Genomic DNA, 23,501 nt, shown 5'->3' with positions numbered 1-23,501 from the left:
ACGATGACTTAATGATAAAAATGAATTTGGATAATTATCCCTTATTAAAAAAAATTAACTTCCCAGAGGATCTACGATGTTATCCTCAATCTCAGCTGCCTGAAATTTGTCGTGAGTTAAGACAATTTTTGTTAAATTGTGTAAGTCAATCTAGTGGACATTTAGCATCAGGGCTGGGGGTGGTTGAATTAACAGTAGCACTGCATTATGTTTATCACACCCCTTTTGATAAAATTATTTGGGATGTTGGTCATCAAGCTTATCCACATAAAATTTTAACTGGCCGACGTGATCAAATGCTCACAATCCGGCAAAAAGGTGGACTTCATCCATTTCCACATCGCAGTGAAAGTGAATATGATGTCTTAACTACAGGCCATTCTTCAACTTCTATCAGCGCCGCTTTAGGTATTGCTATTAGTGAGCAAAAAAAACAATCCGGACAAAAGGTAGCGGCAATCATTGGGGATGGAGCCCTCACCGCTGGTATGGCATTTGAAGCAATGAATCATGCTGGGCATATTAAACCCGACATGTTAGTGATTGTTAACGACAATGACATGTCAATTTCGGAAAATACGGGTGCACTTAACCAACATTTAGCCCAAATTCTTTCAAGTAAAACGTACACTTCTTTTCGTGAAAGTGGCAAACGAGTGCTTGCTAATATTCCACCTTTAAAAGAATTATTAAAAAAAACCGAAGAACATTTAAAAGGTTTAGTGACACCAGCAATCTTATTTGAAGAACTTGGTTTTAATTATATTGGTCCTATTGATGGGCATGATGTTGAAAGTTTAGTAACCACTTTACAAAAAGTTCGGCAACTAAAAGGTCCTCAATTGCTTCATGTTATTACGCAGAAAGGCAAAGGTTACGCACCAGCAGAACAAAATCCAACTTTATGGCATGGTGTACCAAAATTTAATCCCAAAGATGGAATATTGCCAGAGACAAACAAAGTTATACCAACCTATTCTCAAGTTTTTGGTGATTGGTTGTGTGAAATGGCGCAAAATGATAAACAACTAATAGCTATCACTCCTGCAATGAGTGAAGGATCGGGTATGACCAAGTTTGCCAATCTTTATCCAGATCAATTTTTTGATGTCGCCATCGCTGAACAACATGCAGTTACCCTTGCTGCGGGTTTTGCTATTAGTGGTTTAAAACCAATCGTAGCAATTTATTCAACTTTTTTACAACGTGCTTATGACCAAGTTATTCATGATGTTGCCATTCAAAACTTACCTGTTTTATTTGCTATAGATAGAGCAGGTATTGTTGGTGCCGATGGTGAAACGCATCAGGGGTCATTTGATTTAAGTTTTATGCGTTGCATACCTAATTTTGTCATAATGACACCTAGTGATGAAAATGAGTGTCGACAAATGCTCTATACAGGTTATTTGCATAATGGTCCTGTAGCAGTGCGATATCCACGTGGTGAAGGTATTGGAGTGCAATTAGAGCCATTAGCACCCATACCAATAGGTAAATCAAAATTATGCATTGAGGGAGAAAATATAGCTTTACTCAATTTTGGCACATTACTACCTGAAGTTTTACAGGCGGGTAAAAAAATTAATGCTACAGTCATAGATATGCGTTTTGTTAAGCCATTAGATGAAAAAGTCCTTTTGCACATTAGCCAAACTCATAATATACTTGTCACTGTAGAAGAAAATAGTATTAAAGGCGGTGCTGGTAGTGGCGTCTGTGAATTTTTATTATCTAAAAAAATAAAATGTGATATTTTAAATATTGGATTACCAGATAAGTTTATTCCTCAAGGATCTCAAAATGAGATGAGAGATGAGATGGGATTAAACTGTGAACATATTATAGAAAAAATTAATGAATTTATAAATCAATAGGTTAAATATGGAAACTCAAGCTGTCACTATTCAAATTTTTGGACGTACATTAAAATTCAATTGTCCGGTTGATGAAGTTGACGCACTAACCAATGCCGCAAAAGATTTGGATGAGCGCTTATCTAATTTGCGTGAAAAATCTCCACAAATAGGTAGTGAGCAACTTATCATGACCGCAGCACTCAATATTTCTTACGAGTTAACTAAGGAAAAAGAAAAAAGTAACGAATTTAGCCATAGGCTAAAAATGCTACAACAATTGCTTGATTCTGCTTTGAATACCAACAATTAACGTTTTTATTTGTAAATTTGATAAAAACTTCCTTGTATCATTTGTTAAATTCTGTAATATTATATGCATCTCTGGGATGTTCGCGATGTGGGTTAGTCCCCTGAGCCGATACTCTTTATATTAGAATGATATGACTTTTGATTGGTGTGTAAGCCTTACTTGTAAGGAAACCTAAAAATCGAAACATGTTGTTCACCTTGAACCTTGGGTTCAAGGGTTACGACCCTAAACGACATCTTGGAGTGCTTTTATCTTGTTTTATTTCTACAGTGATAACTGATGAATATTAGACAGAATATACGTCAAAAAAGGCGTCAACTCTCCTTAACCGAACGCATTAATGCGCAAAATTCTATTTATCAACAAATCACTCAACATCAAAATATAAAATTAGCAAAAAATATAGCAATATTTCTATCATTTGATGGTGAAGTGGAAACGAAACCGATTATAGAATATCTATGGCAACAAAATAAGTCTGTCTATTTGCCTGTTATACACCCATTTGCTTCTTCGCATTTACTCTTTTTAAAATACACCCCACAAACATCTTTAATTAAAAACAAATTTAATATACTGCAACCAGCTTTAAATGTACTAAATGTATTACCATTCCAAAAATTAGATATTATTTTTACTCCACTGGTTGCTTTTGATGAAAGAGGTTATCGTATGGGTATGGGTGGAGGATATTATGATCGTATGTTAGCTAATTACCAAAGCCAGAAAATTCTGCCTATCGGTCTGGCGTTTGCCTGCCAAAAAGTACCTCATATTGATAATCAACCATGGGATGTCAAACTACCAGAAATCATCTACGCTTAATATTATCAATAATGGCAATAACCCAGTATGGTTAAGCATTATTGTGCAAACTTTTTTTAATTCTTATCATTGATTTGCTGTTGAAATGATAAAAAGTAAGTAAGCAAACAAAATAACTATGCCGACAAAACTGAGTCGGCAAAGCTAAGTTGAAAAAGATAAGTTGAAAAAGCTAAGTCGGCATTTTTTACCTAAAAAGAGTTGTTATTTAACAATTTGTTTGAGTTCATCTAATAAACTTGAATAATTGACCTTCGCATATTGGGTTACATCTACTTCAATCACTTGACCTAAAGCAAACTGATCATACTTTCTGGTTTGACAGATTTGATAAAATTGTTCTTTCGTCACTAAATCGTCGGCTAAATTGCGATCTTCAAGTTTATCACCATAGTGATAATGTTGCATAATATGACTCAAATGACGTTCTGGCGAGCGGTCGCGCAGGTAGCGACGTTGCCATAATATATCAAAGTCAGCAACTAAGCGAATTGTAATCACTTGATAATAATAGTGATCAGCAAATTTACTGAGTTGCTTTTTTTGCTTATCACTGAAAGGATATTCAGAAATAATAATCTTTTTACCTGCATCCATATACAGTTGCAACACACCATAATAAAAATGCCAGACTTTGTGTTCTAATGCCTCTTTTTCAGCTTTAGAATTAAAACCGATCGATTCGGCATACAAAACTTTAGCTTCATCGGGTGTTAATACAAAGCTGTCTTTAAATTGCTGTTGCAATTGTTTAACTAGATACGTTTTGCCTGTACATGGACAACCTGCCAGTAAAATTAAATATTTCTGCATATCAATGCACCTCAGTTAACACGACCATTCACATTAAGAAATAAACTCATTTTATGCTTCACAATTTCCTTTACTGCCTGATTAGCAGGAATAACATTGTGGCGTAATGATTTATTGACTTCAGTTTGTGCGAACTTATCTTTGGCCACTTGTGTCCAGTTAACTAATAACTCGGTACCTACATTAAATTTGCGAATACCATTATTAATCAATTCAGGGTAATCTTCTTCTTTAACACCGGTCCCACCATGAATAACCAACGGAATATTGACAAGAGAATAAATTTCTTTCAATAACGGAATATTCACTTCTGTTTTTGATTTAAATTGTCCATGATTAGTGCCAATCGCAACGGCTAGAGCATCAATACCCGTTGCTTTAACAAATTCTAACGCATCTTTAGGGTTAGTATAGACTTTGTCATTATCATCAACCTTAATCCCCTCTTCTGTGCCACCTATGGTGCCCAGCTCCCCTTCAACTGATACTCCACGCGCATGGGCATATTCAACAACCGCGCGCGTTTTTAATATGTTTTCTTTAAAAGGCAGTGAAGAACCATCAAACATGACTGAGGTAAAACCGCTGTCGATAGCTTGTTTAATATCATCAAAATTTTTGGCATGATCTAAGTGCAATACAGCATCGACTATCTCTTCATCTGCGATGGCTTTTACTGCATTTACCAAAACTTTATAGCCAATATAACGTGCCGTATCGACACTTGTTTGGATAATAATGGGGGCACCTACTTCTTTGGCTGCTCGAAGCATATCGGGTAACATTTCTAAATTATGTGTATTAAATGCACCTACGGTAAAATTAAGCTTTTGCGCTAATGAAGTGACAGCTTTTAAATTGGTATACATAATAATTTTCCTTTAATCTCGTAGAATCGTAACTTGTTTGGCGATATTACGCATGGAATCCATTTTATTCAGCCAAAAATCGATATCAGCCATTGACCCATGTGTTGCAGCCTCGGCGCGTTTTAGGTTATATAAACTCATTAAAATTTTATAACCCTCTCCAATTGATTTTTTATGTTGTAAACTGATTTCTAAATACTCAATCGCTAAATCAATACGTTCTAATTGGTAATACAACATTCCTGTTTTTTCGTATAAAACAGCCAAAAGTTTTGCATCGTCACTGTTCGCAATTTGTTGTTGCAATTGCTGAATCGATTGCTCAATTTGAACGATTTGTTCTGATGTTAAACTGGCTTTTATTTCGGTCTTGGGTTCTTCGACTTTTGGTTTGTTTTTTCTGAAGAAGCTAAACATAGCAATTATCCTTGTTAAAAGTGTTTCAAAATTGGACCTAACACCCACGCATAAAGTAATGCGACTGTAACGGTATCCACATCCGTTGCTGTAGCATTAACAAAGCCCATTTGCGTAAAAATAGTAACCAGCAGTGCAGGCAATAAGGTAATAAAAAAGCCATGTGCTATCCCGCCAATTAAAGCACCACGACGCCCACCAATCGCATTACCAAATATGCCTGCGGTTCCCCCTGCAAAAAAGTTAGTTAACATGCCAGGTAAGATCATCGCTAAACCAAAGAACGGCAGTGTTAACATCGCAATAACTGTACCAATTGAAGTAGTAATAAAACCTAAAATTACTGCATTTGGGCTATATGGAAAGAACACCGGACAATCAAGCGCTGGAATGGCATTTGGTACCACTTTCATGGCAATTCCCCTAAACGCTGGCACGATTTCACCCAGCAATAAGCGCACGCCTGCTAACAATACATAGATCCCTACCACAAAAATAATTGATTGTGTAAAGGCATAAATCACATAGTTTTGTGAGCCTGATAAAGTTGAGGCATATTGTTCACCCGCAAACAGTACAGTAATGACATAAAGTGGTACCATAACCACCATTACAGATAGATAAGTATCTTGTAAAAATTCGAATGACTTGGGCAATTTCATATCTTCAATTGAGCGTTTGTTCTCACCTTTTTCACCCACTACATAAGCAACACCCGCTTCAAATAGATAACCGATTGTACAAAAATGACCAAGAGCAATATCATTTGAACCAGTAACTTTATAAATAATTGGCTGCGCAATGGCTGGCATCATTACTGCAAAAATAGCACCAATCAAACCTCCCACTAAAATTAAAGCTATTCCAGAAAGACCTGCTACACTACCAAATACGGTCGTCATGGTCGCCATCCACAAAATCGCCTGTCCAGTTAAAAAGATATATTTCCAACGAGTTAAACGAGCAATAAGAATATTGAAAATAAAGATCATCAAAAAGGTCAGTGCAATATCGCGCCCTAAACCTAGTTGATTCATGGCTTGTCCATTTATGGCTTCAATGGATGGAATGATACCTTGCATATCAAAGCCGGCGGTAAAGATTTGACCAAAATAAGTCAAACTACCAACAATAATGCTTGAACCTGCATTTAACACCTGAAAGCCTAATAAGGTTTTTAGTGTTCCTGAAATAATTTGTCCGACTGATTTTTTTTGTAAAATAAGCCCAAGCATGGCGATTAAACTAATGGTTATTGAAGCCTGCGTTAAAATATTGTCGATAATAAAGTTAATCACATTCATAATATTCTCCTGTTATCGCGACTAAATCAGTCCTTTTTGCTGTAAAACGGGGCAAAGCTTTTCCTCAATTTCAACTTTGGAAACAATATTTCTAAGAAACACGATGGTGGTTTTATCGTTGATATTGAATTTGGCAAACTGTGGGCGAAAGTTTTCAGCCGTGATAATGATATCGGCATTCATCGCCGCAGCGGATGAAATATCAGTATGATCTAAATTAGCTTCAATACCTTTAGCTTTTAGCACGTCTTCGGTAGCCATTTGTGCAGCAAAACTACTGCCTAATCCTGCGCCACAAACAAATAAAATAGTTAAATTACTCATTTTCAATCCTCCTACGACTGAGTTGTTTAAGCCGATTTTGTTTCATTAAATAAAATTGTTTTAAATTCCTGTACCGATTGGCACGTGGTGAGTTGCGTAAGTTTTTGTTCATCATTAATCAACTCAATTAAGCTACGCATAATATTGAGATGAGAAAAAGAATCGATGGCTGCCAAACAAAATATAATTTTTACTGGCCCCATATCTGAGTTACCAAAATCCACAGGTTCACGCATCGTTACCACACTCACCCCTAATTGATTCACGCCATCTTCTGGTCGAGCATGTGCTAATGCTAAATCCTTTCCTATCACAATATACGGACCATATTGTTCAACAGAGCTAATCATGGCTTGGATATAGGATGGTAAGATGAAACTTTTTTTTAGTAGTGGTTCAGCAGCAGTAGTGATAGCTTGTCGCCAATCACGGCAATCTTGCTGTAATATGATGTCATCATCAGTCAAAATATCTTTCAACATAGGCTGAATTTTCCTTTTATTGATTTTAAGATTATTAATCGCTAAACACTTCTCAAGCCGGTTATAGATTGGTGCAGACACAACGCCACCACTTTCTTGAATTAAATTGACAAGAGAGTAAAAAAGATCAGTGGCATCATCTAAATGGTTGACAATGCGTTGGTTAGATCGGTGTTTAGCTAGAAAATCGGTGATAATGGGGTGATTTTTTTCTTTCAAAATGGGTTCTAACACTAATACGGGATGAGCCGAATGCTGTAACGGAAATGTAGAAAAAATTAAGTCATAATCAAGCTGATCTAATAAATCAAAATTATTTCGACCTAGAATGGCCAAAATATCAATATTAAAAAACTCTTTGAGTGTTTCAGCTAATAAATTAGAAGTCGCAATGCCATGATCACAAACAACCACTGCTTTAAAAAAATAGCTACGATCTTGGTTAATTGCACTAGCAAAAGTGGAAAAATGAATTGTTAAAAAGGCGATTTCATCATCAGAAACTTTATGACTTAAATTTGCTTCAGGGCTTTGTATAAAGCGTTTAATTACGGTGTAAATTTCATCGTAATTTTGTTTAATATTATCAAGTAATGGATTAATAATGTGGATATTATTACTTACTCTGGCAATCAATCCTGCTAAGTGTTTACAAAGGTTTTCATAAAGTTGTTCTTGTTTGGTTGAAAATGGAATTTGTGTTTTTTCTTCAACATAATTCACCAATTTAATTGCCAATAACTGTGCATTTAACCACTCGACATAGTTATTAATATCCTTTGTGTTGAAAGCTTCAAGCATATAGATAATATATTGTTGTTCTTGTCGATTGGTTTGCAACTTTTCATGTTGGCAAACTAAATGAATAAATTTTGTAATTTGCCCCGATTCATGGTGTTTAAAATCGGCTCTAACCATAGTTAAATGATGTTGATGTTGATTGCGAATTACCCAAATGGCAGTAAAGATTACAATTTGTTGAACATAGATTTCATCATGAATTTGACTGATGGTTTTATGGGCAAGTTTTAATAGGTTTATAATCAGATTTTGAGGTACATACTTAAAGAGCAATTGCTGTATTAAACTCAGTTCATGTAATGGTTTATTCAATTCTAGATTACCATAGAATTGGTTAATTGCTTCATACATCATTAAACGAATAGAGCGCTCTAATCCTATGAGCTGCATTCCTTGCTTAGGCAAGCTGGTTAATTCAATATCGTATTTTTTTAATCGTGTTTTAAGTTTACGGATATCTTCATCTAATACACTTTTCGAAACAAAATAGATATTTTCTTTATGACATAAAATAGTTGGGCAGCTAGAGAAAGCAATGGATAACAACAAATCAAATTGGCGTTCATCCTTACTTAAAATGGGTGAAATAGATACCCCTAATAACGCATTATGGACTTGCTGTTTTTGTTCTTGTGTGGCATCGATGATAAAGCCTTTATTACGTATCGTTGAAATTTCGGGTAAACATCTTTTTTGTAAAAAAGCATTAATTTCATTAATTTCATTGCGTAGCGTTCGTGCACTAATTTGGAAATCTTCCGATAGCATTTCGACAGTTAAAGGATAGTCGATGGAAATAAATTTCTTAAATAATTCAATGGTTCTTGTTCGCATAAACTTATTCACCTATTTACTTCTTAAATGCAGTATAAGTGAGATAAATTTGCTTACCTAGTTGGTATTTTTGCAAATATAAATTGCAAAATTTATAGATTGGAAATAATCAAAGAAAGGAAATTAAAGAAAGATAAAAAATGAATCCTGTTTTAAGGATTCATTTAATTATTTTTTAGAAAAAAACATTAACCATGTTTTTTTCGTTTTTCAATTGCGGTTATCAATGGGCGATGACATTTATAGATCATATCTGACGGAATCATGATCAGTTCAGCAATAGGTACTGTCCAATCAGGAATTTCAGTGTTATCTGGATTTTTTTCATCAATGGGTACATCCACTGCAAAACGTTCAGTATTAGCAAATAATTGCTGTTTCTTCGCAATATCTTTATCGTCTGCATCACTAAGCATACGACAATTATCCAACACGGTTTGGGCAAAAACTTCTGGCCAGTTTTCAGGTACATTTTTTAACGTAACGAGTTCAGAAAGGTACCGAAGCATGTCACGAAATAATAACAAATAGACCATTTGTAAATTGCGACCTGATAAATTAGCCAGTTGTTCATCGTTCAATTTATCATTTATAACACTCGGTCCCCATTTAAAAAATAGAGTATCCTTATATTGGTTGATGATCGGTTTGATGGCTTTGTATTGCGTTTTTACCACATTATCAATTTCACGTGAAATTTGCATAGTCGGATAACCAACATTATTACGACCATGAAGATCTCGCCCTGAAAGCGCTGGCATTTCTTTTTTGGTTGGTAATAGTTTTTTAAGCAATCCTAGCATATTACCCGCTCTTACTATTTACTCTTTTGGCGTACAATTTCAAATAAACAAACACCTGTTGCAACTGATACATTAAGCGAAGAGACAATGCCTGACATTGGAATACTGACTAATTCGTCACAATGTTCTTTCGTTAAACGACGCATGCCCTCACCTTCTGCACCCATCACCAAAGCGAGTGACGTCGGGGTCGATGATTTATAAAATTCAGTTTGATAAAGCGTTCTATCGGCTTCACCAGCAGTACCGACAATCCAAACTTGGTATTCATCTTGTAGCATTCGCATGGTACGGGCTAAATTAGTTACTCGCACAACAGGAACACTTTCTGCCGCACCACACGCTACTTTTTGTGCGGTAGAATTAAGTGGTGCTGAGCGATCTTTTGGCACGATAATAAAACTTACACCAGCTGCATCAGCTGTACGAATACATGCCCCTAAATTATGTGGATCAGTCACACCATCTAAAATTAAGATGACAGGATTGGGTTGCTGTTCCATCAGTAGTGGAATATCGTTTTCATGATAACCACGGCTTGGTTTAACCATAGCTAGAATACCTTGATGAACACCATTTTTGGTTTTTTCATCCAACCACTGACGATTAGCTACTTTAACAGGCAATCCCAGTTGTTCCAATTGATGAATAAGGGCAATTAGACGTTTATCTTCACGCCCTTTAATAATAAATACCTCAATAATTCTTTCTGGTGAACGCGCTAATAATGCTTCAATAGCATGCATACCATAAACTGTTTCACTCATCTATTTGCTACTCTTTGTTTTAACTCGTTGTTTTTTAGTTGTCGATTTCGATTTACTGTTTTTCTTTGTATTATTTTTTGATTTAGTTTTAGTTTTTACAATCGCTTTCGCTTTTGTTTTGGTCTTAGTTTTACTTTGGGTTTTGCTTTGGGTTTTATTTTCAGCTTTAGTGCTAGCATTAGTACTTCTTTTCTTGCTGGATGATTTTTTCGCTTTTCGTCTAATTGGTAAATCAGCACTTAAATCGATTTTATCCTGTTTGGATCTATCTTTGGCTGTTTTACCTTGACGTTTCGGCTTATTATTACTTCCCACTAATGAAAAATCAATTTTACGTTCTTCTGGATTCACATTATCGACTTTAACTTGTACTTTATCGCCCAAACGATATACGAAACGAGTATTTTCGCCGATAAGACGGTTGCGTGAGCCATCAAAATTATAATAATCATTTTCAAGTGAAGAGACATGAACTAAACCGTCAATAAACAAATCATCTAAACGAACAAAGAATCCAAAATTAACGACACTTGAAATAGTTCCATTAAAGACTTCACCAACATGATCTTGCATGTAATCACATTTAAGCCAATCCACAACATCGCGAACAGCTTCATCAGCTCGACGTTCTGTCATTGAGCAGTGTTCACCAAAGTAAAGCATTTCACTGGTACTATAACGATAACCACCCGTTTTGCTTGTTTTGTGATTTTGATCAGCTAAAATCCATTTAATGGCTCGATGTAAGAGTAAATCTGGATAACGACGAATAGGCGAAGTAAAGTGTGCGTACTCTTCAAGTGCTAAGCCAAAATGTCCACGATTTTCTGGATCATAAATGGCTTGTTTCATTGACCGTAAAATAACAGTTTGTAGCATATCATGATCTGGTCGCTCTTCAACCGCAACCATTAACTCAGCAATATCTTTTGGTTTAGGATTCGAACCACCTCCAAGAGATAACCCAAGTTCACTTAAGATACTGCGCAGATTATTCATACGCTCTTCATCAGGTTTATCATGTACACGGAATAAAGATGGTACATCAGCTTTAATCACGAATTTTGCAGCAGCTACATTCGCTAAGATCATACATTCTTCAATGATTTTATGAGCAACATTACGCTGAGTCAATTCGATACTTTCAATACGTTTATCGGCATTAAAAATAAATTTTGGTTCTTCGGACTCAAAACCTATCGCACCACGCGCAATACGAGCTTTATCAAGTACATTATAAAGACCTTGCAAGTTTTCAAGATGTGGGATTAAATCACGATAATGCTCACGCAATTCTTTATCACCATCTAAAATCTTAGCAACTTTGGTATAAGTCAATCTTGCATGGGAATTCATCACGGCTTCGTAGAATTCATAACCTGTTAGACGACCTTTATTTGATACAGTCATTTCACACACTAAACATAAGCGATCAACTTGCGGGTTTAACGAACAAAGCCCGTTAGATAACACTTCTGGTAACATAGGGATCACGCGAGATGGGAAATAGACTGATGTACCGCGTAAGCAAGCTTCTTTATCTAATGCTTTACCTGGACGGACGTAATAACTTACATCTGCAATTGCGACCCATAAGCGATAACCTCCTCCACGATTTTTTTGGCAATAGACAGCATCATCAAAATCACGAGCATCTTCGCCATCAATTGTAACCAAAGGTAATTCACGCAAATCCTTGCGTCCTTTTTTGGCATTTTCTGGAACTTGTTCGGTAAATTTGCTGGTCTCTTTTATAACCGCTTTCGGTAATTCATAAGGGATCTCGTGGTTACGAAGCGCAATATCAATGGCAAGATTAGTTCCCATAATTTCGCCAAGCACTTCTTTAATTATCCCTACCGCTTTTTGACGACGCTCTGGTCGTTGCTGTAATTCAACTACCACAACAGAGCCCATACGTACTGTACGATCAGGTTTGCCCACAATCAAAATATCAAAATTTAAACGACTGTCATCTGGCACTACAAAGCCGACACCTTGTTCGATAAAATATCGTCCGACAATAAAATTACTACGAGGCTCTAAAATTCGCACGACCCGTGCTTCGACTTTACCACGATATTGGGTTCCCAATGGTTGAGCTAAAATCACATCGCCTTGTAACACTTTTTTCATCTGTTCAGGTGATAAAAAATAATCCTCTGGATTACCTTCTACTCGCAAAAAACCAAAGCCATCACGGTGTGCAATTACACTTCCTTTAACCATATCAAATTTTTCAGGTAAGGCATAACATTTGCGGCGAGTAAACACGACTTGTCCATCACGTTCCATCGCACGCAAACGACGATGCAAAGCTACTTTTTGCTCTTCACTTTTAATCGCAACAGCTTGGGCAATTTTCTCTAAATTGGCTGGTTTTGCTTCTTTTTTAAGGTAATCTAAAATAAGTTCACGACTGGCAATTGGGGAATCATACTTTTCTGATTCTCTATCAAAGAAAGGATCTTTTATCATAAGTAACATCCTGTGATCTAATATTAATGCTAGCATAACACAGAGTGATATAACTTAAAATGAACATTCAATTTATCAAGAACAATCAGAGGATTCTTAATTCATTTTTAATTTTTATTAATAAATTATTAATATTGATAAACACAAAAGACAGATATCAAGCTTTATTAAATTATACATCAACAGCAATTTATTATTCAGACGATAATTTAGATCATAAAAAATTAGACGGTAAAAATGATTGGGCTAAAAAATTATCGAATGTATCTTCATAAAATAAAGCATTAGTTAGTTTCAATTAAATGTTATTTTCACTAAACTATTTTTATGTTAGCTATAATAATAACGATCCACATATTATATATAAATAGTCATTTTATTTACTAAAATAATATAAGCTATTTCAGTCTAGTGATAACTCTATTAACTCTTATAAAATCATTATTACCTATTTGCTTACTCTTTATTTTATTGCATCCAATTAATACCCAATTAATTGATATGTTTTCTTTTAGAATTTGAATTACATTAATTTCTGAATTTAAAAAATTTATTAACGAAATAGTTTTTGTTTTTTTAACCTTTCCAACACATACAGTTATATTAATTAAACAATTTTTTATATTCAATTTTCATGTGTATTATTGTGTTATCTTATTGATTTACAACATACTATGCATCAATATGATATTGATATAAAATTTAGTTATAACTTAGATAATAATTTCGAACATAAGGAAATACTGAAAAACATGAAAAAAACGATTGTTTTTATTTTAGAAAAAATTCTTTGGGCTTGTATAATATTACCAGGTTTGTTCGTTGCAGGCCTTGTAGACTATTCAGTAGAAAGTTGGCATGGCATATTTACTTCTAAGAACGTAAAATTGGCATCTTCTTCCTTTATGTTATCAATTATTACTGTATTTATAATATTTATTTGGGATAAACAATGTGAAAATTGGTTAAAATACTTATTTATCGCTATCTTTGTATGTATTATAGCGTCGTATTTACCTATTTTTTCACCTTCCTTCGCCTATTTTATTCGAGCCTATGGTATTTATAATATCGTTGTTATAGGAACGGTTTTAGCCCTTTTTGTGTTTTTTAGTCCTTGAGAAGTTTCCCATTACTTTAAAAGTTTAGAGTTTTGATTAACGTTTTTGTTAATGAAAAGGCGTCCTAGGACGCCTTGAGTTATTAAATTTAGCTAATATTACTGTTTATAACTATGTTTTTCACGCTCAATGGCTCGATAACCTATATCATGGCGATAAAAACAGCCATGCCAACGAATATTATTAACTTGCTGATAAGCACGTTGTTGAGCCTCTAGGACTGTGTTACCTAAAGCTGTGACACAAAGAACGCGCCCACCTTTGGTAAACACTTGCCCTTTTTCAAAGCTAGTACCTGCATGGAATACTTTGCAATCTGAAGATGATTCGGTTGGTAATCCAATGATTTCATCTTGCGTATTATATTCGCCAGGATAACCTCCTGCAGCCATTACAACACCTAATGCTGGTCTAGGATCCCATTTTGATTTTACGGTATCTAAGTTACCATCGACTGCCGCTAAACATAATTTGACTAAATCTGACTGCAAACGCATCATGATAGGTTGAGTTTCAGGATCACCAAAGCGACAGTTAAATTCAATAACTTTGGGATTTCCCTCTTTATCAATCATTAAACCTGCATATAAAAAGCCAACATATACATTGCCCTCTTGCGCCATGCCATTGACTGTTGGGTAGATCACTTGATCCATGATTTTAGCAAAAACTTCATCGGTCACAACTGGTGCTGGCGAATACGCTCCCATTCCCCCCGTATTAAGACCAGTATCACCATCACCAACGCGTTTATGATCTTGACTGGTTGCCATTGGTTCAACATTTCTGCCATCCACCATAACAATAAAGCTGGCTTCTTCACCCTCTAAGAACTCTTCAATAACCACACGGTGTCCAGCATCACCAAAAGTATTGCCTGCCAACATATCGTTTACAGCAGCTTCGGCTTCTTCAAGTGTCATGGCAACAATAACACCTTTGCCTGCAGCTAAACCATCAGCTTTAATCACAATTGGTGCGCCTTTCTCACGAATATAAGCTAGCGCTGGTTCAAGTTCAGTAAAATTCTGATATTCGGCGGTTGGGATGTTATGCCGTGCTAAAAAATCTTTGGTAAAGGCTTTCGAACCTTCAAGTTGTGATGCTGATTTTGTTGGACCAAAGATTTTTAATCCAGCCTTTTGAAAGCTATCAACAACACCAATGACTAATGGAGCTTCAGGACCAACAATAGTAAGATCAATTTGCTCTTGCTGAGCAAAATTCAATAATCCGCTAACATCCGTCGCTTTAATGTTAATATTTTCCAGACCTGATTCAAGTGCAGTCCCTGCATTTCCTGGAGCGACAAAGACTTTTGATACTAATGGTGACTGTGCTATTTTCCAAGCCAACGCATGTTCGCGTCCACCATTCCCAATCACTAATACTTTCATAAAAGATCCTTTATATGCTTCTTCCTTAAGAAGATAACCAATGTAATTTTAATAAATATAAAACAAACTAGAAAAACGCATTAATGCCTAAAATGGCGCATGTTGGTAAAAATCATCGCAATATTATGTTCATTTGCAGCTTGGATGACTTCTTCATCACGAATCGATCCACCTGGTTGGATTACACAAGTTACCCCAGCTACCGCTGCCGCATCAACACCATCACGAAATGGGAAAAATGCATCAGAAGCAACAACAGAACCGGCAACTTCTAGATTTTCGTCTTGTGCTTTAATACCAGCAATTTTAGCTGAGTACACACGACTCATTTGGCCAGCCCCAATACCGATGGTCATTTTATTTTTTGCATAAACAATCGCGTTCGATTTTACAAATTTAGCCACTTTCCAACAAAATAGAGCATCTGAAAGCTCTTGCTCAGTTGGTTGGCGCTTGGTGACGACAGTTAACTGCTCGGGTGTAATCATACCCAAATCACGCTCTTGCACTAATAAACCACCATTAACTCGCTTAAAGTCTAAACTCGCTAACGATGACGTTGACCACTCACCACATTCAAGCACTCGTACATTCTTTTTAGTTTGTGTGATAGCTAATGCATCAGCACTAATTGACGGTGCAATAATCACTTCGACAAATTGTTTATCAATGATTGTTTGGGCTGTTTTAGCATCTAACTGTCGGTTAAAAGCAATAATTCCACCAAACGCGGAAGTTGGATCGGTTTTAAAAGCATTAAGATAGGCATTTAAAATGTTATCACTTACAGCAACACCACATGGGTTAGCATGTTTAACAATTACGCAAGCAGGTTCATCAAAGGATTTCACACATTCTAGCGCTGCATCTGTATCGGCAATATTATTATAGGATAATTCTTTACCTTGTAGCTGTTTAGCGGTAGCAATCGAAGCTTGCTCAAGATTTTCTTCAATATAAAAAGCCGCCTGTTGATGAGCATTCTCACCATATCGCATATCTTGTTTTTTAATGAATTGAAGATTTAAAGTTCGCGGGAACTCTCCCGCTGGTTTTTCCGTTTCACCATAATATGGCGGAACAAGTTTGCCAAAATAGTTAGCAATCATACCGTCATATTTAGCGGTATGTTCAAATGCTTTTATGGCTAAACTAAATCGATATTTGAAAGATAGGCAATTTTGCTGTTTATCCAGCATATCAATGATTGCGCTATAGTCTTGACAATCAACTACGATGGCAACATCTTTATTATTTTTTGCAGCGGATCGCACCATGGTTGGTCCACCGATATCAATGTTTTCTATCGCATCTTCTAAAGTACAATTGGCATTAGCAACCGTTTTAGCAAAAGGATATAAATTAACAACCACCATATCTATAGGATCGATCTGATGTTGCTGCATGACTTCGTCATCTATACCTCGACGTCCTAAAATGCCACCGTGTATTTTAGGATGTAGGGTTTTGACTCGTCCATCCATCATTTCAGGAAACCCCGTATAATTGGATACTTCGGTGACTGGAATATGGTTATCGATTAATAATTTGGCGGTACCACCAGTAGAAAGGAGTTCAATATTTCTTTCTGATAAGGCTTTGGCGAATTCAATAATTCCTGTTTTATCAGAAACACTAAGTAAAGCACGACGAATAGGACGAAACTGCTGCATGAAAAACTCCGAAATTTATATTCTAAATCCAAGTCTGTAAGTGGCTATTATATATAAAACGAGGAACGATGTTTAGTATTGACTTCTTAAAAAAAATCAAAACATTTGAATTATTTTATTTTGCAAGCGAATAATTAAATACACAACCTTTGTTAATTCCTGATAATTAGAGGTATCTTGATTTAAGATTTTTTACAACTATTGGGGTTGATATCATTTTTTTCATCCAAACACTACTTATGAATACTCAACTAAAATTAATCTACTTCCTTGATATTTTAATAGCTACAAAAAGTGACTTTCGATTATCTTAATATAGTTAAGTTTAGTAATTTTGATAACTATTAGAATTTAATTGCTTTTATGTTAGCTAAATTCAGCCTTATAAAAAATCTATAAGGACATTTACTTTAATACAATACGAAAAAAGACAACGTTCCGCTCTCTGGTTACCGCATAAATAATTTTTGGTTTATTAAAATTTAAAGCCTTATAGAAATGTCGCTACTTAGCTAAAATTTTTTAGCAATTCAGCTATTTTATTTATCATATAGATAAAGCGAATTGACACGTTGGATTTTTCGTTCATTTTGCTCTTGAGTACTATGACGATATTTTTGAGGGCTTAGTCCAATTCTTTTTTTGAAAATTCTCGAAAAATAGAGCTGATCATCAAATCCAATTGTTCGACTAATATCGGCAATATTCAGGTTAGTGGTTTGCAATAATAGTTTAGCACGATTTACGCGCTGCTCTTGTCGCCATTCACCAATTGACATACCAATCTGATCTTTAAAAATATGAGCAATTCGAGATGTCGACAAACAAACTTTTTGGGCAACAATATCAAGCTTAAAGTTGTTTTCATCCAGTGTATCAATTAAATAGTTGCAAACTTGCAGTACTCGTGTATCAATTTTAGGATGGTTAGTGCTTGATGTTTCTTGTGCACGACGTATTAAAAATTGCTCTAACATGCTCATTGCTAAATTTTCAGAATAAATTGTACTTGATTGCCCTACCTCGACGATTTTAATGAATAATTTTTCGAACTCATCTTTGACTTGAGTATTAGGGCGATAAAAGCCAGTCTTTTTTATTCGATTCTCCCAAGTTAATAAATACTTCCAGGTTGATTTTGGTCTGAAATAGATCCAAAAATGAAACCAATTGTTTTCATCTTCTTTTCGCCCATATAAATGAGGTTCTTTTGGTGGAAAAAGGACAAAATCTCCCGGATAACAGTTAAATGATTCATCGTTACGATAAATCGTTCCTTGCCCTGCATAAGTAAGATTAATAATGTAGCCACTTAGTCCATTTGGGCGGTCAATAAAGAAATCAAATTTTCCTTCTTTTTCAATCGGTGTTAGTCCAGAAACCAGATGGACATTAAATGAATAACCCGGTAATAAAGGGTCATTTTGTTGTTGATTTGTCATATGTCATCTCCTACTTTTCGAGATTTTTTTATTTTCACATAAAAAATTTTTTTGAGTAGTGACAATTGTGAGATCTTCATCACAAAACAAATTAGGTGTGCAAAATCGTCTATATTTATAGCAATAACACACCTACTTGTTCTATCCGAAATTAATTATTCTCCTAAAAACTCCATTTGATTTTTCTTAGAGGTGTTAGCGGATGAATAAAAAAATAACCATTGGATTAGATTTTGGTAGCGATTCTGTCAGAGCATTAGCTGTCGATTGTCAGAATGGAAAAGAATTAGCTACAGAAGTCGTTTATTACCCACGTTGGGCTAAAGGTCAGTTTTGTGATCCTAAAAAAAATCAATTTAGACATCATCCCCTTGATTATATTGAGTCAATGACTCAATCAATACAATCGGTTGTAAAACAACTTAAATCAGATGCACAAAATGTGGTTGCAATTGGTGTTGATTCAACTGGCTCTACGCCTGCCCCAATTGATGAAAATGGGGATGTTTTAGCTTTAAAACCAGAGTTTATAGATAATCCTAACGCGATGTTTATTTTATGGAAAGACCATACTTCAGTAAATGAAGCGGAAGAGATTAATAACGTTTGCAAAAATGAACCTTATGCTAAATATTTAGAATATTGCGGTGGAGTATATTCTTCGGAATGGTTCTGGGCAAAAATTTTGCATATTTTTCGCCAAGATAGTGGTGTAAAAAATGCTTCCGCATCTTGGATTGAACTTTGTGATTGGGTACCTGCTTTATTATCAGGAACGACCGCACCGAATGAGATAAAGCGTGGTAGGTGTGCTGCTGGTCATAAGTGTTTTTGGAGCGAAGAATGGAATGGCCTTCCTCCTTATGAATTTTTTGAAAAAATCGATCCACTTTTAGTCACTGCTTTACCTTATCCTTTATTTGAAAAAACTTATACTGCTGACAATAAAGTTGGAATTCTTACCCAAGAATGGGCTGAAAAATTAGGATTACCACCAACAGTCGTTATTGCAGGTGGTGCATTTGATTGTCATATGGGTGCCGTTGGTGCGGGTGCAAAACCTTATACGTTAGTGAAAGTAATTGGTACTTCGACCTGCGATATTTTATTAGCTGAGCAAACTGTTATTGCTAATCGTTCAATTAAGGGTATTTGTGGCCAAGTTGATGGTAGTGTAATGCCCAATTTTATTGGTCTTGAAGCTGGTCAATCCGCTTTTGGCGATATATATGCATGGTTTCAAAAACTCGTGTGTTGGCCATTAGAAAAATTAATTTCAACTTCCCCAGAATTACAATCGACTGTACAAACTTTAAAACATAATCTTCTAAGCGATATTGCACAAGCTTGGGACGAAAATCCAAATTTAGATACTATCCCAATCACTCTTGATTGGTTCAATGGTCGAAGAACCCCTTACGCTAATCAACGAATTAAAGGTGTTATTACTAATTTAACTATTTCAACTGATGCAGCCACCTTATTTGGTAGTTTGATTTTATCAACTGCTTTCGGTGCAAGAGCCATTATGGAATGTTTTATTAATCAACATGTGCCAGTTAATGACATTGTAGCATTAGGGGGAATAGCTAAAAAGTCACCCATCATTATGCAAACTTGTGCTGATGTAATGAATAGACCACTAACTGTGGTGAGTTCAGAACAATGTTGTGCATTAGGCGCTGCAATATTTGCCGCCGTATCAGCCAATGTTTATACAGATATCCCAAGTGCTCAAAATAGGATGTCCAGTCAGCTCGAAACCACATTTACCCCTAATGAGAATAGGGTAGAAAAATATCAGGAATTATATGAAAAGTATTTAGTTTGGTCTGCATCGAGTGAACCTAACTATAACGCTTAGTTTTACCAACAATGTGAATAAATTCTAAAGGAGTCCATTATGTTTGTTTATGAAGAAGCTGAAATTTGGTTTGTTGCTGGTAGTCAACACCTTTATGGACCAGAAGCACTTGAACAAATAAAAAAGAATATCCAAGAGGTAACGGATTATTTTAATAAAGAAGCAAATTTACCAGTAAAGATTATTCTTAAACCACTTGCGACAAAACCTGACGATATATACAACCTTTGTCAGGACGTAAACTATTCTTCAAAATGTGTTGGATTAATAACGTGGTTACATACGTTTTCACCCGCTAAAATGTGGATTAATGGATTAAATCATTTACAAAAACCTCTTTTACAGCTTCATACTCAATTTAATGAAGTCGTTCCTTGGGATTCAATGGATATGGATTTTATGAATCTCAATCAAACTGCGCACGGTGGACGCGAATTTGGTTTTATTGGTTCTCGCATGCGCCAACCTCATTCTCTGGTAACGGGTTATTGGAAAGATAAAGATGTGCATGATCAAATTGCACGATGGATGAGAGTTTGCGTTGCAATTAATGCAGAAAAAACCATGAAAATTGTTAGATTTGGCGACAATATGCGGGAAGTTGCGGTAACAGAAGGTAATAAAGTTTCTGCACAAATTAAATTTGGTTATTCGGTCAATACCCATGCAGTTGGCGATTTAGTGTCAGTCATTAATTCAATTAATGACAGCCAAATCAATCAATTAATTGATGAATACGAAACACTTTATCAACTTACTCCTGTTGCACAAATTAATGGTGAAAAAAGACAAAATCTAATTGATGCAGCGAGAATTGAATTAGGAATTGAGCAATTCTTAAAACAAGGCAACTATTCTGGATTTACTACAACGTTTGAAGACTTATATGGTATGAAGCAATTACCCGGACTTGCCGTTCAGCGATTAATGGCTAAAGGTTATGGCTTTGCTGGTGAAGGGGATTGGAAAACCGCAGCCTTACTTAGCACTATGAAATTAATGGCTAAAGGTCTTACTGGTGGTACTGCATTTATGGAAGATTATACCTATGATTTTACTAAAGGTAATGAATTAGTTGTCGGTTCACATATGTTAGAAGTTTGCCCATCAATTATAGATGATGGTGTAAAACCTTTGTTAGATATCCAACATTTAGGTATTGGCAATAAAGCTGATCCTGCACGGCTTATTTTTCCATCAAAGCCAGGTTTAGCCATAAATGCAAGTTTGATCGATATCGGTAATCGTTTCAGATTAGTCGCCAATGAGATCGAAACAATTAAACAGCCTTATACACTACCCAATTTACCTGTAGCTTGTGCAGTTTGGAAACCAAAACCATCACTTAATGTATCTGCTGAAGCATGGATTTTAGCGGGTGCTGCACATCATTCAGTTTATACCCAAGCACTTTCAATGGACTACTTTAGACTTTATGCACAACTGCACAATATTGAATTATTAGTTATTGATGGTGACACGCGAATTAATGATTTTAGAAATGAATTACGTTGGAATGAGATTGCGTATTGTAATCCTTATGCTTGATAACTTCATTTTAATTTAATAATTGGAAATATTTTTTTCCAATTATTTCCAAAATTACAGAATAAAAGGGTAAAAAACATGAGTATAAATACGCTTCAAGCGACAAGTGAAATAGCAAAAGATTCTGCCAAAAAGATGACTTTCTTAATTGGCTTTTCTGCTGCAATGGCGGGATTATTGTTTGGTTTGGATATTGGTGTTATTGCAGGAGCTTTACCATTCATCACAATTCAATTTGAATTAACGACTCAACTACAAGAATGGGTAGTAAGTTCTATGATGTTGGGTGCCGCTTTAGGAGCATTGTCTAATGGGTGGTTATCTTTTTATTTAGGAAGAAAGTATAGTTTATTAGCGGGAGCCTTGTTTTTTATTGTAAGTTGCTTTGGATCTGCTTTAGCGCCTAATGTAGAAGTCCTGCTAGTTTGGCGAGTTATTTTAGGTTTTGCCGTTGGCATCGCATCATACACCGCACCACTTTATCTTTCTGAAATGGCTCCAGAAAATATTCGAGGAAAAATGATTGCCGCTTATCAGCTTCTGGTTACAGTTGGTATTTTGGTAGCTTTTTTATCTGATACTTATTTTAGTTACACGGGTAATTGGCGAATGATGCTGGGTATTATTTCTGTACCAGCAATTATTTTATTTATTGTTGTTATTTTTCTGCCTAATAGTCCTAGATGGTTGGCATCAAAAGGACGATTAAATGAAACTGAGCAGGTTTTAAAGTCAATCCGTAGCGACCCTGAAAAAATTAAGCAAGAGTTTAATGATATTAAAGACAGTTTAAAAGAAAAACAGGAAGGATGGACACTGTTTAAGGTAAACAAAAATGTTCGCCGAACAGTTTATCTTGGTATGGCTTTACAAGCGATGCAACAGTTTACCGGAATGAATATCATTATGTATTACGCTCCTAAAATTTTTAGCCTTGCAGGCTTTGAAAGCACACAACAACAAATGATTGCAACAATAATTGTCGGGTTGACCTTTGTATTAGCAACATTTATTGCGATTTTTACGGTTGATAAACTGGGCCGAAAACCAATTCTAAAAGTTGGATTTGGTATTATGGCTTTAGGTACTTTGATATTAGGTATTTGTTTGCAACTTATTGAAAATGGTAATGCATCATCACTCACATCCTATGCAGCAGTGGGTATGGCGATTATGTGTATTGGTGGTTATGCAATGAGTGCGGCACCTGTTGTGTGGATTTTATGTTCTGAAATACAACCCCTTAAAAGTCGTGATTTTGGTGTAACTTGTTCTACAGCCACAAACTGGATCTCAAATATGATTATTGGCGCAACGTTCCTTACATTATTAAATAATATTGGTGTCGCACAAACATTTTGGTTATATACCGGCATGAATGTTTTATTCATTTTCATTGTTATTTTCTTCGTGCCTGAGACAAAAAATATTTCCCTTGAGCGTATCGAAAAAAATCTGATGTTAGGTAAGAAATTGTGTCATATCGGTGATGAACAATAATTAATCCATTAAGGACAATGCTGATTGGTATTGTCCTATATGAACAATCGTTTTTTCTATTCATTATTAA

General features: G+C 35.4%; 19 protein-coding genes and 1 other RNA gene. 8 read left to right on the top strand and 12 right to left on the bottom strand.

The features are described from left to right. The first annotated feature begins 14 nt into the window (after nucleotides 1-14). The 4 genes from dxs to H3S73_RS01895 all read left to right on the top strand — a co-directional run bounded on the left by dxs (nucleotide 15) and on the right by H3S73_RS01895 (nucleotide 2,994). Nucleotides 15-1,877, top strand: a complete 1,863-nt coding sequence (gene dxs, locus H3S73_RS01910) for a 1-deoxy-D-xylulose-5-phosphate synthase (RefSeq protein ID WP_198235830.1) — start codon at nucleotides 15-17, stop codon at nucleotides 1,875-1,877. 7 nt (nucleotides 1,878-1,884) lie between these two features. Beyond that, nucleotides 1,885-2,169 carry a cell division protein ZapA gene (gene zapA / locus H3S73_RS01905; protein ID WP_065738746.1) on the top strand — a complete coding sequence of 95 codons (285 nt, stop codon included), beginning with the start codon at nucleotides 1,885-1,887 and terminating at the stop codon, nucleotides 2,167-2,169. Between the two features lie 65 nt (nucleotides 2,170-2,234). Beyond that, nucleotides 2,235-2,416: non-coding RNA, 6S RNA (ssrS, locus tag H3S73_RS01900), on the top strand. Between the two features lie 32 nt (nucleotides 2,417-2,448). After that, a complete protein-coding gene (locus H3S73_RS01895) occupies nucleotides 2,449-2,994 on the top strand; it encodes a 5-formyltetrahydrofolate cyclo-ligase (RefSeq protein ID WP_198235756.1) in 546 nt (181 codons plus the stop codon). A 204-nt stretch (nucleotides 2,995-3,198) separates the two neighbouring features. On the opposite strand, the gene H3S73_RS01890 is transcribed toward H3S73_RS01895, so the two are convergent. The 9 genes from H3S73_RS01890 to rnr form a co-directional block, all read right to left on the bottom strand. Further along, a complete protein-coding gene (locus H3S73_RS01890; protein WP_198235755.1) occupies nucleotides 3,199-3,807 on the bottom strand; it encodes an AAA family ATPase in 609 nt (202 codons plus the stop codon). 11 nt (nucleotides 3,808-3,818) lie between these two features. Beyond that, on the bottom strand, nucleotides 3,819-4,676 hold the full coding sequence (locus H3S73_RS01885) for a class II fructose-bisphosphate aldolase (RefSeq protein WP_144091573.1): 858 nt from the start codon (nucleotides 4,674-4,676) through the stop codon (nucleotides 3,819-3,821). A 12-nt stretch (nucleotides 4,677-4,688) separates the two neighbouring features. Next, nucleotides 4,689-5,093: a tetratricopeptide repeat protein gene (locus H3S73_RS01880; RefSeq protein ID WP_144091572.1), complete on the bottom strand. Its 405-nt coding sequence runs from the start codon at nucleotides 5,091-5,093 to the stop codon at nucleotides 4,689-4,691. A 14-nt stretch (nucleotides 5,094-5,107) separates the two neighbouring features. Then, the gene (locus H3S73_RS01875; protein ID WP_065738741.1) at nucleotides 5,108-6,397 is read right to left on the bottom strand and encodes a PTS sugar transporter subunit IIC; all 1,290 of its coding nucleotides are present in this window, start codon (nucleotides 6,395-6,397) and stop codon (nucleotides 5,108-5,110) included. A 21-nt stretch (nucleotides 6,398-6,418) separates the two neighbouring features. Continuing rightward, a complete protein-coding gene (locus tag H3S73_RS01870) occupies nucleotides 6,419-6,721 on the bottom strand; it encodes a PTS sugar transporter subunit IIB (protein ID WP_065738740.1) in 303 nt (100 codons plus the stop codon). 26 nt (nucleotides 6,722-6,747) lie between these two features. Beyond that, on the bottom strand, nucleotides 6,748-8,838 hold the full coding sequence (locus tag H3S73_RS01865) for a transcription antiterminator (protein ID WP_198235754.1): 2,091 nt from the start codon (nucleotides 8,836-8,838) through the stop codon (nucleotides 6,748-6,750). Between the two features lie 188 nt (nucleotides 8,839-9,026). Beyond that, nucleotides 9,027-9,641: a hypothetical protein gene (locus H3S73_RS01860; protein ID WP_198235753.1), complete on the bottom strand. Its 615-nt coding sequence runs from the start codon at nucleotides 9,639-9,641 to the stop codon at nucleotides 9,027-9,029. Nucleotides 9,642-9,655: 14 nt separating this feature from the next. Then, nucleotides 9,656-10,408, bottom strand: a complete 753-nt coding sequence (gene rlmB, locus H3S73_RS01855) for a 23S rRNA (guanosine(2251)-2'-O)-methyltransferase RlmB (protein WP_086308866.1) — start codon at nucleotides 10,406-10,408, stop codon at nucleotides 9,656-9,658. Then, nucleotides 10,409-12,886: a ribonuclease R gene (gene rnr / locus H3S73_RS01850; protein WP_198235752.1), complete on the bottom strand. Its 2,478-nt coding sequence runs from the start codon at nucleotides 12,884-12,886 to the stop codon at nucleotides 10,409-10,411. Between the two features lie 752 nt (nucleotides 12,887-13,638). Here rnr and H3S73_RS01845 point away from each other — a divergent pair. Beyond that, a complete protein-coding gene (locus H3S73_RS01845; RefSeq protein ID WP_198235751.1) occupies nucleotides 13,639-14,007 on the top strand; it encodes a hypothetical protein in 369 nt (122 codons plus the stop codon). A gap of 98 nt (nucleotides 14,008-14,105) precedes the next feature. On the opposite strand, the gene purD is transcribed toward H3S73_RS01845, so the two are convergent. The 3 genes from purD to araC all read right to left on the bottom strand — a co-directional run bounded on the left by purD (nucleotide 14,106) and on the right by araC (nucleotide 18,519). Beyond that, on the bottom strand, nucleotides 14,106-15,404 hold the full coding sequence (purD, locus tag H3S73_RS01840; RefSeq protein ID WP_198235750.1) for a phosphoribosylamine--glycine ligase: 1,299 nt from the start codon (nucleotides 15,402-15,404) through the stop codon (nucleotides 14,106-14,108). A gap of 80 nt (nucleotides 15,405-15,484) precedes the next feature. Continuing rightward, the gene (gene purH, locus H3S73_RS01835; RefSeq protein WP_198235749.1) at nucleotides 15,485-17,077 is read right to left on the bottom strand and encodes a bifunctional phosphoribosylaminoimidazolecarboxamide formyltransferase/IMP cyclohydrolase; all 1,593 of its coding nucleotides are present in this window, start codon (nucleotides 17,075-17,077) and stop codon (nucleotides 15,485-15,487) included. 539 nt (nucleotides 17,078-17,616) lie between these two features. Then, on the bottom strand, nucleotides 17,617-18,519 hold the full coding sequence (gene araC / locus H3S73_RS01830; protein ID WP_086326222.1) for an arabinose operon transcriptional regulator AraC: 903 nt from the start codon (nucleotides 18,517-18,519) through the stop codon (nucleotides 17,617-17,619). Nucleotides 18,520-18,721: 202 nt separating this feature from the next. Here araC and H3S73_RS01825 point away from each other — a divergent pair, with 202 nt between their 5' ends. From H3S73_RS01825 to H3S73_RS01815, 3 genes are all read left to right on the top strand, one after another. Then, nucleotides 18,722-20,383 carry a ribulokinase gene (locus H3S73_RS01825; RefSeq protein WP_198235748.1) on the top strand — a complete coding sequence of 554 codons (1,662 nt, stop codon included), beginning with the start codon at nucleotides 18,722-18,724 and terminating at the stop codon, nucleotides 20,381-20,383. Nucleotides 20,384-20,422: 39 nt separating this feature from the next. After that, a complete protein-coding gene (gene araA / locus H3S73_RS01820) occupies nucleotides 20,423-21,931 on the top strand; it encodes an L-arabinose isomerase (RefSeq protein WP_198235747.1) in 1,509 nt (502 codons plus the stop codon). Between the two features lie 78 nt (nucleotides 21,932-22,009). Next, nucleotides 22,010-23,431, top strand: coding sequence for a sugar porter family MFS transporter (locus H3S73_RS01815; protein ID WP_198235746.1), 1,422 nt, complete (start codon nucleotides 22,010-22,012; stop codon nucleotides 23,429-23,431). The last annotated feature ends 70 nt before the right edge of the window (nucleotides 23,432-23,501 follow it).

The organism is Gilliamella sp. B14384G12 (assembly GCF_016101825.1).
GTDB lineage: Bacteria > Pseudomonadota > Gammaproteobacteria > Enterobacterales > Orbaceae > Gilliamella > Gilliamella apicola_N.
The sequence above is the reverse complement of the archived record's forward strand: the minus strand, read 5'-3'. Positions and strand labels throughout refer to the sequence as shown.